Raw genomic sequence first — 14597 nt, forward strand, 5'->3', positions numbered from 1 at the left:
TGCCGTTAGAGTGCAGCCACCAAGGAGAACGCCATGCCCGATAAGACTATCGCCGCCCGCCTGCTCAACGTCATGGAAAAGGAGATCCTGCCGATGACCGAACGCGGCGTCGCTGCCGGCAACAAGGTGTTCGGCGCCGCGATCCTGCGCAAATCAGATCTCTCGCTCGTCATCGCAGAGACCAACAACGAGCTTGAAAATCCGCTGTGGCATGGCGAGGTGCACACGCTGAAGCGCTTCTACGAACTGGGCGAAAAGCCGGCCACCAAGGATCTCATCTTTCTGTCGACGCACGAACCCTGCACCATGTGCATGTCGGCTATCACCTGGGCCGGGTTCGACAATTTCTACTATTTCTTCAGCCACGAGGATTCGCGCGACGCCTTCGCCATCCCGCACGACCTCAAGATCCTGAAGGAGGTTTTCGGCCTGGAACCGGGTGGCTATCGACGCAGCAATGCATTCTGGAACAGCTTTGCCATTGCCGATCTCGTCGAGACCGAAGACGAGCCTTTGAAGGCCGAGTTGAAGGCACAGACTGCGCGCATCAAGGCGCGTTACGACACGCTCTCGAACAGCTACCAGGCATCGAAGAGCGACAACGACATTCCACTGAACTGAGTGACCATGGAAGCCTCCAAAGACATTTCCCGCCTGATCGAGATCATGGCCGCGCTGCGCAATCCCGAAACTGGCTGCCCGTGGGACATCGTCCAGACCTTCGAGACGATCAAGCCCTACACGATCGAGGAAGCCTACGAAGTCTCCGACGCGATCGAGCGCAATGACATGGACGACCTTTGCGAAGAGCTGGGAGACCTGCTGTTGCAGGTCGTTTTCCACGCACGCATGGCGGAAGAGGCAGGCGAGTTCTCATTTGGCGACGTCGTCGAGGCGATCACGCGGAAAATGATCCGCCGGCATCCGCATGTCTTTGCCCGTTCCGATGCAGACACCCCGGATGCGGTGAAGAAGCAGTGGGATGATATCAAGCAGGCCGAAAAACACGAGCGCGCGGAACGACGATCCAAGCGCGGCCTCGGCGAGGATTTCAAGGCTGGTTTCCTGGGGTCCGTCCAACGGAGCTTCCCAGCCCTCACCGAAGCGTTGAAGCTCCAGGAGCGCGCCGCAAAGGTGGGATTTGATTGGTCCGCTCCCGAACCGATCCTCGACAAGATCGAGGAAGAGATTGGCGAACTGCGCGTTGCGCTGGCTGATGGGGATCAGGCAAAGGTCAGCGATGAGCTCGGCGATCTTATCTTCGCGGTCGTCAACATTGGCCGGCACGTAAAGGCCGATCCTGAAGACTCATTGCGGGGCACGAATACAAAGTTTCGTCGACGTTTCAATCATATAGAAACTGTTCTTGATGCAGAAGGCGAGACGCTGGAGGCTGCGAGTCTGGAGCGGATGGAGGAAATCTGGCAGGCAGCGAAGGCAATCGAACGGCGGCTGGGCTGACCCCAGGACACCTAGCGCGAAGACAGTCGTTTGCGGAAGCGCAAAGCCGGTCGTCCCGGCGGGCTTGCGTTAGCGCTCCCAGTCCTCTTTAGCGGCTTTCGTCCCGTTGCCAAGGCGGCGTTCCAGTTCCACCGCTTCAGCTTCAGACAGGCGCACGTCAAGTGTGATGGAGCCGTCTTCATTGTCTTCGCGGCTATCGACAATCGCATGATCGTAGAGCCACGGCAGCAGCGCGAGCCTGTCGACAGGCAGGCGTACTGTCGCCTCCGTCAGCACGCCCGAGAGCCTGCGGCTGATCTCTCCCATTAGCGTATCGACGCCCTCGCCGCTGATCGCGGACAGGGCGACGACGTTCTCGGCACTACTTGCCTTCTGCACGATCGCATCGTGCGCTTCCGGCTCAAGGCGATCGATCTTGTTCCAGACTTCGATGATCCGCTTGTCGCCCTCTTCCTCGTCGATGCCGAGGTCCTTCAAGATGCGGAGCACGTCGGCACTCTGCGCCTGATTGTCGACGTCGGACATGTCGCGGACATGAAGGATCAAGTCCGCTTCCAACACCTCTTCCAGCGTCGCGCGGAAAGCGGCGACAAGATGGGTCGGAAGGTCCGAAATGAAACCAACGGTGTCTGAGAGGATCACGGTACGGCCATGTGGCAACTTCATCCGGCGCAGCGTCGGGTCGAGCGTTGCGAAGAGCATATCTTCGGCAAGCACGCCTGCACCCGTGATGCGGTTAAAAAGCGTTGACTTGCCGGCGTTGGTATAGCCGACGAGCGCAACGATCGGATGTGGCACCTTCTTGCGCTTCGCGCGATGGAGTTGGCGCGTGCGCACCACCTGCTCAAGCTCACGCTCGAGCTTGATGATACGGTCTTGCAGCAAACGGCGGTCGGCTTCGATCTGGGTTTCACCGGGACCACCCATGAAGCCACCGCCACCGCGCTGGCGTTCAAGGTGGGTCCAACTGCGGACCAGACGGCCCTTCTGGTAATTCAGGTGCGCCAGATCGACCTGCAGCGTGCCTTCCTTGGTCGACGCGCGTCGGCCGAAGATCTCAAGGATAAGACCGGTGCGGTCAATAACCTTGGCGTTCCATTCCTTCTCGAGATTGCGCTGCTGCACTGGTGTCAACGGGTGATCGACGATCACGAGGCCGGAATCGTTGGCATCCAACGTTGCCTTGATCTCTGCGATCTTGCCGGTGCCCATCAGCGTCGCGGGCCTCGGATCGTTGACGGACACGATAGTGCCGTGCACGACATCAAGGTCGATAGCCTGGGCAAGGCCAGTCGCCTCTTCCAGGCGACTCTCTGGTGTGCGTGTAACCAGGGGCGCAGAATCACCGCCTCCCCGCCCAGCACGCGGCTGTTTGAGCACAGGCACGACAACAGTCGCGCGCATATCATCCCGGTGCTTTAAAGCTTCCGGGATGATCGAATCGTTCTTGGTATCGCGTGTCGAGATAATTGCAGGTCCCGTTAGGAGGCGGCTTCTTCGCTTTCGAACATCTGCATCGGTTGGCCGGGCATGATGGTCGAGATTGCGTGCTTATACACGAGTTGCGAATGGCCGTCACGGCGAAGCAAAACACAGAAGTTGTCGAAGGACGTAACGACGCCCGTCAGCTTAACGCCGTTAATGAGAAAAATTGTCAGGGAAATCTTTTGCTTGCGAACAGTATTGAGAAATAGGTCCTGCAAATTCTGAGAACGTTCCGCCATCGCGCCGCTTCTTTCTTTATTGCCGGCTTTGTTTTGCCGGTGGAATACTAATCAACCTCGCCTGCAGGCAGCTGACAACCCTCATCCCCTCTGCCCAGAAAGTCTTGGTATCAAATCGCAATCTTTTCCGCAACGTCGAAAAAGGCTTCCCGGATTTTCAGGGAGACGCTGCCGGGATGGCCATTTGCGATCGTTTGCGCATCGATCGACACAACCGGAAAGCAGATGCTCGTGGCAGCTGTGATGAAGACTTCGCGTGCGGCGAGCATCTCCGCGACAGAGAACTTCCGCTCCTCGATTTTCACTCCCAGCTTGGCTACCACGTCGATCAGCGTCGTGCGGGTGATGCCGCGGAGGATACCGTGGTCGGCCGGGCGCGTAACGAGTGTGCCGTCACGATCGACGATCCAGACGTTGGTGGCGGCTCCCTCCTTCACCATGCCGTCCGCGTCGACATAGATCGCTTCCTGCGCACCGGCTTCTTTCGCCTGCTGGCGCGCCAGGGTGTTCGGCAGGAGGCCGACGGACTTGATGTCGACTCGGTCCCAGCGATTGTCCGCAACCGTGATCGCCTTGATGCCCGTCGCATTCTTTTTCGCGATAACAGAGGGATCCGTGCTCTTGGCGGTGATCACCAGGGAGGATGGCGTTCCCTCGACTGGAAACACATGGTCACGTCGCGCAACACCGCGGGTGACCTGCAGATAGAAGAGGCCGTTACGAACCCGATTGCGTCGCACAGTTTCGCGAATAACTCGAGTCAACGCATTGCGGCTCATCGGCCAGGCAATGCGCAACTCCCCCAGTGACCGCTCCAGCCTGTTCAGGTGGCGGGTAAGATCAACAATATAGCCGTGTCTTATCTCGCAGACTTCGTAGACGCCGTCAGCGAACTGATAGCCGCGGTCTTCGATATGGACCATCGCATTCGCGTGTGGGACATAGCGGCCGTTTACGTAGGCTATTCTGGGCATGGAAACCTGTGCGTGGATATGTGCGGGAAAATGAGAGACGGCGCCGCAGCGCCGTCTCAATCAAACGCCGAGCGACTTCAGCTTGCGGTGCAGGGCCGAGCGCTCCATGCCGACAAACTCCGCCGTGCGCGAGATATTGCCACCGAAGCGATTGATCTGCGCAATCAGGTAGTCCTTCTCGAACATTTCGCGCGCTTCGCGAAGCGGCAGCGTCATGATGTGATAGTCGTTCTTCGCCGAGACTTTCGGAAGCATGTCGCCGAGGTCGGTCGGCAGCATTTCCGCCGTAATAGGCGCATCAGGGCCGTCCGAACGGGCGAGAATCATCAGCCGCTCAATGTTGTTGCGGAGTTGGCGGATGTTTCCCGGCCAATCATGGGCCTGCAGCACGGCCATCGCGTCATCGCCGATCCGGCGCGGGCGGATGCCGGCCTGCTCGGAGATCTGCCGCATCAGTTGGTCGACTAGGAACGGAATGTCCTCGCGCCGTTCGGCGAGTGCAGGCACGCGCACCGGTACGACGGCAAGGCGATGGTAAAGATCTTCGCGGAACCAACCCTCGGCGATGCGGGTCTCCAGGTTGTAGGCTGTCGACGATATGATCCGAACATCGACCTTCACGCGCTTGGAACCGCCGACGCGCTCGAACTGCTGATCAACGAGAACACGCAGGATCTTGTTCTGCGTCTCTCGCGGCATTTCGCCGACTTCGTCCAGGTAGAGAATGCCGCGGTGCGCCTCTTCCAAGGCGCCGATCTTGCGCGGCTGGCCCGGAGAGCCTTCCGTACCGAAGAGAGCGATCTCCATGCGGTCGGGCGTGATGTTGGCGGCGTTCAGCGCCACGAAGGGGCCGTTGGCACGCGTCGACTTCTTGTGGATCATACGCGCGACGAGCTCTTTGCCGGAACCCGACGAGCCGAAAATCATGATGCGGCTGTTGGTGGGCGATACCTTTTCGATCGTCTGGCGGAGCTGCGAGACGGCAACGGAGGTACCGATAAGCTCGACCGGATCGCCAGCCTTGCGCTTCAGTTCAGAGACTTCGCGCTTGAGCTTTGAATTCTCAAGCGCGCGCTCGGCGATGAGGATCAGTCGGTCGGCCTTGAACGGCTTTTCGATGAAATCGAAGGCCCCTCGCTTGATCGCCGACACGGCGGTCTCGATGTTTCCGTGGCCGGAGATCATGACAACAGGAATGTCCGGGTGCCGTGTCTTTATCTCGTCGAGCAACGCCAGACCGTCGAGCTTGCTGCCCTGCATCCAGATGTCCAGAAAGATAAGCCGCGGGGCGCGATCGGAGATCGCAGCCAGCGCACTGTCGCTATCATGTGCCGTGCGGGTCTCATGTCCTTCATCAGACAGGATACCGGAGACGATCTCGCGGATGTCGTGCTCGTCATCGACGACCAGAATATCAGAGGCCATAAACGCTTTCCTTGTCACTTGCGGCCGGGACGGACGGCGCGTTTTCCAGACGTGGCAGCTGCACGCGGATCATCGCCCCTCTTCCCCGGTCGAAATCAGCGGGCGCATCGTGAAGCTCGAGCTGCCCGCCATGTTCCTCAATAATTTTCTTGACGATCGCTAGTCCGAGGCCCGTGCCCTTCTCGCGCATCGTCATGTAGGGTTCCAGAATGCTGTGGCGGTTCTCCACCGGTAGACCGCGACCGTTATCAATCACATCGACGGTAAAGCGGTCGCGTACCGGGTCGAGCGAGGCTCTTACCAGGACCTTGCGCTCGTCGCGTTCTCCGCTCGGCACCGCCTCGATCGCTTCAACCGCATTCTTGATCAAATTGCCGAAGGCCTGACCAAGCATGCGGCTGTCGAACTGCCCTTCCAGCGGCTGGTCACCCAGTTCCTGCAGGAAGTTCACATGACTATTGCCCATCTCGCGCAGGAACACGGCATCGTGCAGGATCTTGCGCAGATCGCTTGGCTCCTTGGTCGGCTTCGGCATCCGGGCGAAGGAAGAGAACTCGTCTACCATGCGGCCGATGTCGCCGACCTGCCGGATGATCGTTTCCGTGCACTGATCGAAGACGCTGCGGTCATCCTGGTTGATCTGTTTGCCATAGCGGCGCTGGATGCGTTCTGCTGACAGCTGAATCGGCGTCAGCGGGTTCTTAATCTCGTGGGCAATACGGCGAGCGACGTCGCCCCATGCGGTCGAGCGCTGCGCGATGACAAGGTCAGTAATGTCATCGAGCGTAATGACATAGGATTCGCTCATGTCGCGCACTTCTTCGCGCGTGACCTGCACGCTGAGCGTCCGGACGGTCCCGGCTCGGACAAGGGCAATCTGCTTGCGGAAATCGCCGCGGTAGCGGGATGCGGCTTCCGTCAGGACCTGGTCGACTTCAGGTGCGATCTCGGAGAGTTGCTTGCCGAGCATCTCTGAGGCCGAGAGGGCCATCAGCGCTTCCGCCGAACTGTTGACGATTGTGATCCTGCGGTCGTGCTCGACGCCGATAACCGAGGCCGTGACGCCGGAAAGGACCGCTTCGATGAAGCGTCGACGGTCGTCCACCTCATCCTTGGCCTCCAGAATTTCATCACGTTGCGTGCGAATTTCCGAGATCATCTTGTTGAAGGTACGTGACAAGTTGGCAACGTCGCCGTCCACAGCATGAACGGGAACAATGATATCCATGTTGCCAGAAGCGACACTGTCGGCGGCTGTAATCAACAAGCGGATCGGACGCACGATGCGGTCGGCGACGGCGATTGCTGTCCAGATGGCGGCCAGCAGAACGATCAAGGCAAAGCCGATGTACAGAACCGCGAAGGCGATCTGCAGCGAGAAGCGCCCCGCCTCCATCGATTTGTACTCGGTGGCGTTCTCCTCCATCATCCGCATGGCGCCCATAACCTTCGGGTCCACGGCGCGAACAGTGTAGAGAAACGCCCCATCGATCGCCTCAAGCTTGATGATGGCGCCGACGAGGTTGGTGATGCCTGGCGGGATCAGGGTCGGCTGTCCGGCGGCCGCCTTATCCAGAGCGTCCTGAGGAATCGCCGGCAATGGCTTCTCGGTCTTGATATCGGCCTGGATGATCACAGAACCGTCAGACTGGACAAGGAAGGCGCCAAGAAGCCCGCGTCCACGGGCCTGCCGAGTCATAAGGTCGGAAAAGCCCGTGCGATCGAGATTGAACAGCGCTCGGTTGCGTTCGAGGTCATTCGCCATCGACACCGTCTGGCCTTGCAAGTAGCTCGCATTTTCCATCATGTAGGCCTGCCCGATATTGCGGGAGGAACTGATGATCGACTGCGTCCGAAGCGCAAACCACCGGTCGAGGCCGGCATTCAGCGTGATGCTGGCGAAGATGGCGACGAGGATCGCCGGAGTGATCGCGACGATCGAGAAAAGTACAACGATGCGGATGTGAAGCCGCGCCGCCGCTCGCCCGCGTTTGCGTGCCTTGAGCAGGCGAGAGACCTCGCGCGCGATCAACGCCATCAGGCCGAGCACGAAGAACGAGTTCACGACGACCGAGGTGACGACGACGTGATAGGTCGGCGCGATCGGGGTCAGCCCCAACAGCACGAACAGCGTCAGCGTGGCGCAGAGAAGCGCGCCGCCGGCAAGGATCAGGCCCGGCAGCGCAAACAGGGCACGGCGATCGGTCACTGCCGTGACAGCTTCGCCTTCCGCCGCCGGCGGCATTGCATCCTGTTCCATTCGCTTAATTCTCCTGGCGGCAGACACTCGCTTCCGCCGCTCCCGCGGACAGGCGCGGAAACCGCCAGCCTGCCTGTGCGACAACAACCCGTGTCGTTGCGCTCTTAGACAGCTACGAAAACCCGAGCCCCATGCGTGACTTCTAAGCAACGCATTGTGGCGAAAATGCAACGTCGCCGGTCACATTGTCAAGCAGTGCGGGAGCTTCTATACACCGATACGCCCAGCTCTCTGATCTTCTTGCGCAGCGTATTGCGGTTCAGCCCCAGCAGATCGGCAGCCTTGATCTGGTTCCCGCGCGTCGCGGTAAGGGCAGCAAGAATCAACGGGTACTCCATTTCCGTCAGCACACGGTCGTAAAGTCCCGGCGGCGGCAGGCCGTCGCCGAAACCGGCGAAGTACGTCCGCATGTTTTCTTCGACAGCTTGGGCGATCGTCATGTTGCCATTGCGGATCGGCCCCTTGTCGATAGGGCTGTCGGGCACATCCGACCGAAGCTCGGCTTCGATGATTTCCCGGGTGATCACGTCCTGTGGATAAAGTGCCATCAGTCGGCGAATGAGGTTCTCCAGTTCGCGCACGTTGCCCGGCCAGGCATAGGCCTTCATCAGATCGAGCGCTTCCTGATCGAAACGCTTGGAGCCAAGTCCCTCCTTTTCCGCCTGCTGGACGAAGTGGCGCACCAGATCCGGTATATCCTCGGCACGATCACGCAGCGGCGGCAGACGCAGTGGAACAACATTCAGGCGGTAGTACAGGTCCTCGCGGAAAAGCCCCTGATTGATCGCCTGCTTCAAGTCCTTGTTGGTCGCCGCGACGATCCGAACGTCGGTACGGATCGGCGTGCGCCCCCCGACTGTGGTGTATTCGCCCTGCTGCAGAACGCGCAGTAGCCGCGTCTGAGCGTCCATCGGCATATCGCCGATTTCATCGAGGAACAGCGTGCCGCCTTCTGCCTGCTCGAAGCGGCCGGTGGAACGTGTCTGGGCGCCCGTGAATGCACCCTTCTCGTGGCCGAATAGCTCGGATTCGATCAGGTCGCGCGGAATTGCAGCCATATTGATGGCGACGAACGGTCCGTTGCGGCGCTTGCCATAGTCATGCAGCGCCCTCGCCACAAGTTCCTTGCCGGTACCAGATTCGCCGGTGATCATCAGCGTCAGATCGGTCTGCATCAGGCGCGCAAGGACGCGGTAGATTTCTTGCATCGCTGCCGAACGACCGACAAGCGGCATACCGTCCTGCATGTCCTCGTCGAGCTTGGCAGGTTTACGCTTCGGCTCGGCTAGCGCACGGCCGATGATACCAATCAGTTCGGTCAGATCGAACGGCTTCGGCAGATAGTCGTAGGCGCCCTTCTCGGAAGCCTTGATCGCCGTCATGAAGGTGTTCTGGGCGCTCATGACAAGCACGGGAAGATCCGGACGCGCCTTCTTGATCCGCGGCAGCAGATCGAACGCATTTTCGTCCGGCATTACGACATCGGTCACGACAAGATCGCCCTCGCCTGCCGACACCCAACGCCAGAGCGTGGCGGCGTTGGAGGTAATTCGCACGTCATAGCCGGCGCGGCTCAGAGCCTGATTAAGCACGGTACGAATTGCCGCATCATCATCCGCGACGAGGATCGTTGCTGTCATCGAGTAGGTCCTGTGGGAGTTATGGTCGTTGCGTCGTCCATCGATGCGTCCTTGGAGGCCGGCATCAAGACGCGGAATGTCGTGCGGTTGTTCTGGCTGTCGCATTCAATGATGCCGCCATGATCACCGATAATCTTCGCGACGAGCGCGAGGCCAAGCCCACTGCCGTTCGTCTTCGTCGTAATGAATGGATCAAACAGATGCGGCAGGAGGTCAGCTGGCACGCCGGGACCGTTATCCTGAACACAAAACTCCAGCGGCAACGAGATCTTTTCGCGGGTCCCGGCGACCGACAGACGAATGCCGGAGCGATAAGCCGTCGTTAAAACGATCTCGCCATCCGGGCGATCGCCCACAGCCTCAGCGGCATTCTTTACGAGATTGAGGAACACCTGCACGAGCTGATCACGGTTTGCGTAGACCGACGGCAGCGACGGGTCGTAGTTCTCGGTAATCCGGAGGTGCCGCGCAAATCCGGCCTTCGCCACGGCCTTCACATGATCGAGAACGGAGTGAATATTGACTGGTATCCGATCAACAGGCCGCTCGTCCGAGAAGACCTCCATACGATCCACGAGCGAGACGATGCGGTCGGTTTCGTCGCAGATCAGCCGCGTCAAAGCGCGGTCGTCATCAACGACCGATTGCTCCAACAGCTGTGCCGCGCCGCGAATGCCAGACAGCGGATTCTTGATCTCATGCGCCAGCATCGATGCAAGCCCGGTGACCGAGCGGGCCGCCGCGCGATGCGTCAGCTGCCGATCGATCTTGTCCGCCATAGATCGCTCCTGGAAGACAATCACGACGGAACCCGGATCGCTGACAACAGGGGCAACATACAGATCGACGAGCTTGTCCTGCCCGAGGCGCGGCGAGCTGAGGTCGACACGATACTCGTTGATCGGCGCCCGCCGTTCGCGAACCTGATCGATCAAGGCCAGCAGCGGACTGCCGAACGGAATGAAGGTCGAGATCTTGTAGCGGGAAAGGTGGGCGGCGCTTGCACCGAAGAAGGCCTCCGCCTCCCAATTCGCGAAAGCGACGAGGCCGGCCTCGTTCACCATCACGACCGGATTCTGGATCGCATTGAGTACTGCGATCGCAACTGCGCTACCGCCGTTGTCGATCGACGATGGCACGTCATTCGTCATGCAGCCTCCCGGGTCTGCGTGTTCGACGCCGCAGCCATCAATGCATCGTAAAGCCTTGCAGCTACCTCATCGGGCTCGCGCGCGGTCATGATCGCGGCCTTCTCCTGCGCAGCAAGACCAGGCGCGAAACGTTCGAGATACCAGCCAAGGTGCTTCCTTGCATGGCGAACGGCAACTGCCTCACCGTAGAACTCGAGCATCATTCTGTAATGCTCGGTGGCGATGTCGGGGATTTCCCACACTTCCGGCGCCGTCTTGCCAGTCAGTACGCCGGCATGCCACGGCCTGCCCTGACAGCCTCTCCCAATCATGACGGCATCGGCTCCCGAGCGACGCAGGATCTCATGTGCATCTTCGACGGTTTCGACATCGCCGTTTGCAACCAGGGGCACCGCAATGGCATCGCGAACCGCGCGGATCGCATCCCAGTCGGCCCGGCCTTCGTAGAACTGCATGCGCGTGCGGCCGTGGATGGTGATCAACTGGACGCCAGCGTCTTCTGCTCGACGTGCGATATCGGGCGCGTTGATTGAATTCTCGTCCCAACCGAGCCGCATCTTCAGAGTTACGGGAACGCTGACCGCCTTGACTGTCGCCTCAATGAGGCTGAGGGCATGGTCAGGATCGCGCATCAAGGCGGAGCCGGAGTAGCCACCAATCACCTTTTTGGCGGGGCATCCCATGTTGATATCGATGACGTCGGCGCCATGATCGGCAGCGATCTTCGCAGCCTCGGCCATCCAATGCGCTTCACGGCCAGCGAGCTGCACCATGTGGGGCTCAAAACCCGCGCTCTCGAGGCGCGCCCATGATTCGGCAGTGCTATTGACCAGTTCACGGCTCGCAACCATTTCCGTGACCACAAGCCCGGCGCCATAACGCCACGCCAGCTGCCGGAACGGCATGTCCGTCACGCCGGACATAGGCGCCAGAACAACACGGTTCCTGACTTCCACAGGTCCAATCCGCAAAGGTGAAGCGAGGTCAAAGTCCAGCAATTGATTATCTTTCAGGCACGCCGAATGCGTGCACTATTTTTAGACAGGTTTGAATGGCTTGCCAAGAGGGGAGTGCGCGAATTGATATTTTTCGGGCAAATGCTGGAATTCGGTGCGCCAAGCCGCTAAGCACCGACTGCAAAGTCGCGCTTTGAGGATTTATGCCGCAAATGCATCAAAAGCAACCAGCAATAGGTGTTGTCGTTGTCGCGGCCGGACGCGGCGAGCGCGCAGGCGCGTCGGCAGAGGGCCCGAAGCAGTATCGGGCGATTGGCGGCAAGCCTGTGATCACGCACACACTGGAAAAGTTCGCCAGCTGGGAGCTTACCCGCCACATCGTCGTGGTCATCCATCCCGACGACGAGGCCCTGTTTGCCAAGGCCACCGCTCAACTCCAGTCCGGCACGCAGATCGAAGCTATTCACGGCGGCGCAACGCGACAGCAATCCGTTTTGGCGGGACTGCGCCATTTGCGCGGCAAGAACCTCTCGCATGTTCTGATCCACGACGCCGTGCGGCCTTTCTTCGATCATGCGCTTCTTGATCGCATCGCCGGCTTGCTCTCGGAGGGCGTGCCGGCAATTCTCCCCGCCATGCCCGTTTCCGACACGCTGAAGCGAGCTGATCTCGACGGAACGGTACTCGATACCGTTTCCCGCTCTCACCTCTACGCAGCGCAGACGCCGCAGTCCTTCGCCTTCGAGCCGATCCTCGCCGCCCACGAGAAGGCGGCTGCCGCAAACCTCACCGATTTTACCGACGACGCCGCCATTGCCGAATGGGCCAGCCTGCCGGTGCGCATTATCGAGGGACTGGCGGACAATGTAAAACTGACGGTCAAACGGGACATCGCCATGGCAGACAGCAAACTTTCAGGACAGGCACTTCCGGATGTGCGCACCGGCAACGGTTACGACGTCCACCAGCTCGAGGTCGGCGACGGCGTAACGCTCTGCGGCGTGTTCATTCCGCACGACCAAAAGCTCAAGGGCCACTCCGATGCGGACGTGGCTCTGCACGCCCTCACCGATGCATTGCTTGCCACCTGTGGCGCGGGCGATATCGGCGATCATTTCCCACCATCGGATCCGCAATGGAAGGGTGCACCGTCTCGCATCTTCATCGAGCACGCGGCCAAGATCGTGCGTGAACGCGGCGGTACGATCATGAACGCCGACGTGTCGCTGATCGCCGAAGCGCCGAAGGTCGGGCCGCATCGCGACGAGATGCGCGCCAAACTGTCCGAGTTTCTCGGCATCACCATCGACCGATGTTCGGTGAAGGCAACGACGAACGAGACGATCGGCTTTGTCGGTCGGCGCGAGGGTATCGCGGCGATCGCCACCGCAACGGTCGTCTATCGGAGCGTCTGAGATGAGTATCTTCCCTGACGATATCATCGTGCAGGCAGAGGCAATCATTCGCGACTTCGCAGCCTCGAGCCTGATGGTCTCGACGGCGGAATCCTGTACCGGCGGGCTGATTGCCGGCGCCTTGACTGAAATTTCAGGATCGTCTGCTGTCGTGGACAGAGGTTTCGTCACCTACACGAATACCGCCAAGATGGAGATGCTTGGCGTGCAGGCGGAAACGCTGATCCGGTTCGGCGCAGTCTCGGAAGAGACGGCGCGGCAGATGGTGCATGGGGCCCTCTTCCGCTCTCGCGCGGCCATTGCGGTCGCTGTCACCGGAATTGCCGGGCCTGGCGGTGGATCGGCTGAGAAGCCGGTAGGCCTTGTCCACCTAGCCGCGAAGTCGCGCGCGGGCGGCCTTATCCATCGGAAGATGCTCTATGGCGACATCGGTCGCGCTGAAGTACGGCTTGCGACGGTCAGAACCGCGCTCAGCATGATCCGGGAACTGGCTCAGCCGTAGATCTTCGTCGCCCGCGTTTCGAAGGCTTCCGAGAACATGCGGAAGGCGCGATCGAACATCGAGCCCATGACCGCGCCCAGGATGCGGCTCTTGAACTCGTAGTCGATGAAGAAGTGGACGTTGCTGCCCGTAGCCGTATCCTCGAAGCGCCAGCGATTGTCGAGATAACGGAATGGCCCGTCGATATATTTGACCTCGATGACGCGTTCGGCCCGGTTCAAAAGCACCTGCGTCGTGAAAGTCTCGCGAATCGCCTTGTAACCGACGGTCATATCCGCGATCAGCAGAACCTTGCCGTCACGCTCCTTGCGACTGCGAATGCTCAGCGCCTCGCAGAGCGGAAGGAATTGCGGATAGTGCTCGACGTCGGCGACGAGGTCGAACATCTGATCGGCGGAATGCGGGACGGGGCGATGCGTTTCGAACTGAGGCATGACCGGCAGTTAAGTGGCAGCGCCGAGAAGATCAAGAAGATGGTTCACCTCCCGCCGGCTTTTCAGCTGAAAAACCGGGACATCTCGCCCGTGCTTGTCTAATCCCGCGATCACAAGAGGCGCGAACTGCTTCTCGAAGGTCCAGATGTACGTCAGGAATTCCCGGTCCGGCAGGCGCTCCAGGCATCCGGGCGCCATGTCCGGCCGCGTTCTGCCGAAATGGAAGAATGCGCGCTTGCAGATACCCCAGAGGCAAAGCCAGCGCGGCATTCGCACCCAGACAACGAACTCTACGCGCGGGACGCGAAGATCGAAAGTCGATGGGCCGGTTCCGTCCATCAGCCACCGTTCGCCAGCGACAACCTCGGTGATCAGGCGGCGCTCTTCGTCCTTCGAGCGCTTGACCCATCCCGGCAGCCAGAAGAACTCCCTATCCATGGAGAAATAGGGAAGATCGAGCCTGCGGCTGATCTTCCGCGATAAGGTACTTTTGCCGCCCCCGGAGCAGCCGATGATCATGATGCGCGCGGACTGCCGGAGTACACTGGCGGCCTTCCGCGTATCGTAGATGTAGGCCGGCATTTCTCGTCGCCTCCGCAAACAAAAAGCCGCGGGGAAAATCGCCGCGGCTTTCGAAAAATGCAAGCGCTCGTTG

At 60.0% G+C, this 14597-nt stretch carries 14 protein-coding genes; 4 read left to right on the top strand and 10 right to left on the bottom strand.

All coding sequences use genetic code 11. From position 1 onward, the window contains the following. Positions 1-33 precede the first annotated feature (33 nt). Positions 34-621, top strand: coding sequence for a nucleoside deaminase (locus FHT77_RS21565; RefSeq protein WP_183756913.1), 588 nt, complete (start codon positions 34-36; stop codon positions 619-621). 6 nt (positions 622-627) lie between these two features. Further along, positions 628-1461: a nucleoside triphosphate pyrophosphohydrolase gene (mazG, locus tag FHT77_RS21570; protein WP_183756914.1), complete on the top strand. Its 834-nt coding sequence runs from the start codon at positions 628-630 to the stop codon at positions 1459-1461. A 69-nt stretch (positions 1462-1530) separates the two neighbouring features. Here mazG and hflX read toward each other — a convergent pair whose 3' ends face one another. The 8 genes from hflX to dusB all read right to left on the bottom strand — a co-directional run bounded on the left by hflX (position 1531) and on the right by dusB (position 11633). Continuing rightward, positions 1531-2865: a GTPase HflX gene (gene hflX, locus FHT77_RS21575; RefSeq protein WP_183756915.1), complete on the bottom strand. Its 1335-nt coding sequence runs from the start codon at positions 2863-2865 to the stop codon at positions 1531-1533. Positions 2866-2942: 77 nt separating this feature from the next. Continuing rightward, positions 2943-3185 carry an RNA chaperone Hfq gene (gene hfq, locus FHT77_RS21580; RefSeq protein ID WP_003539403.1) on the bottom strand — a complete coding sequence of 81 codons (243 nt, stop codon included), beginning with the start codon at positions 3183-3185 and terminating at the stop codon, positions 2943-2945. A 110-nt stretch (positions 3186-3295) separates the two neighbouring features. Beyond that, on the bottom strand, positions 3296-4159 hold the full coding sequence (locus FHT77_RS21585; RefSeq protein ID WP_183756916.1) for a D-amino-acid transaminase: 864 nt from the start codon (positions 4157-4159) through the stop codon (positions 3296-3298). 60 nt (positions 4160-4219) lie between these two features. Next, entirely contained in the window at positions 4220-5584 is a 1365-nt protein-coding gene (locus FHT77_RS21590; RefSeq protein WP_183756917.1) for a sigma-54 dependent transcriptional regulator, read from the bottom strand. After that, positions 5574-7844 (bottom strand): PAS domain-containing sensor histidine kinase, encoded by a 2271-nt coding sequence (locus FHT77_RS21595; protein ID WP_183756918.1) that lies wholly within the window; start codon positions 7842-7844, stop codon positions 5574-5576. The genes FHT77_RS21590 and FHT77_RS21595 overlap by 11 nt, the downstream gene beginning before the upstream one ends. A gap of 188 nt (positions 7845-8032) precedes the next feature. Further along, entirely contained in the window at positions 8033-9484 is a 1452-nt protein-coding gene (gene ntrC, locus FHT77_RS21600; RefSeq protein WP_016553855.1) for a nitrogen regulation protein NR(I), read from the bottom strand. Then, positions 9481-10635 (bottom strand): nitrogen regulation protein NR(II), encoded by a 1155-nt coding sequence (locus tag FHT77_RS21605; RefSeq protein WP_183756919.1) that lies wholly within the window; start codon positions 10633-10635, stop codon positions 9481-9483. The genes ntrC and FHT77_RS21605 overlap by 4 nt, the downstream gene beginning before the upstream one ends. Continuing rightward, complete coding sequence (gene dusB, locus FHT77_RS21610) at positions 10632-11633, bottom strand: tRNA dihydrouridine synthase DusB (protein WP_409527465.1); 1002 nt, start codon at positions 11631-11633, stop codon at positions 10632-10634. The genes FHT77_RS21605 and dusB overlap by 4 nt, the downstream gene beginning before the upstream one ends. Before the next feature lie 161 nt (positions 11634-11794). Here dusB and FHT77_RS21615 point away from each other — a divergent pair, with 161 nt between their 5' ends. Beyond that, entirely contained in the window at positions 11795-13006 is a 1212-nt protein-coding gene (locus tag FHT77_RS21615) for a bifunctional 2-C-methyl-D-erythritol 4-phosphate cytidylyltransferase/2-C-methyl-D-erythritol 2,4-cyclodiphosphate synthase (RefSeq protein ID WP_183756920.1), read from the top strand. 1 nt (position 13007) lies between these two features. After that, the gene (locus FHT77_RS21620; RefSeq protein ID WP_183756921.1) at positions 13008-13508 is read left to right on the top strand and encodes a CinA family protein; all 501 of its coding nucleotides are present in this window, start codon (positions 13008-13010) and stop codon (positions 13506-13508) included. Here the strand turns inward: FHT77_RS21620 and FHT77_RS21625 are convergent. Beyond that, positions 13499-13942, bottom strand: coding sequence for a type II toxin-antitoxin system RatA family toxin (locus FHT77_RS21625; protein ID WP_113363054.1), 444 nt, complete (start codon positions 13940-13942; stop codon positions 13499-13501). The two genes, FHT77_RS21620 and FHT77_RS21625, sit on opposite strands and share 10 nt — an antisense overlap. 9 nt (positions 13943-13951) lie before the next feature. Then, positions 13952-14524 (bottom strand): AAA family ATPase, encoded by a 573-nt coding sequence (locus tag FHT77_RS21630; RefSeq protein ID WP_183756922.1) that lies wholly within the window; start codon positions 14522-14524, stop codon positions 13952-13954. Positions 14525-14597: the final 73 nt, after the last annotated feature.

It is taken from the genome of Rhizobium sp. BK181 (assembly GCF_014193305.1).
Lineage (GTDB): Bacteria > Pseudomonadota > Alphaproteobacteria > Rhizobiales > Rhizobiaceae > Rhizobium.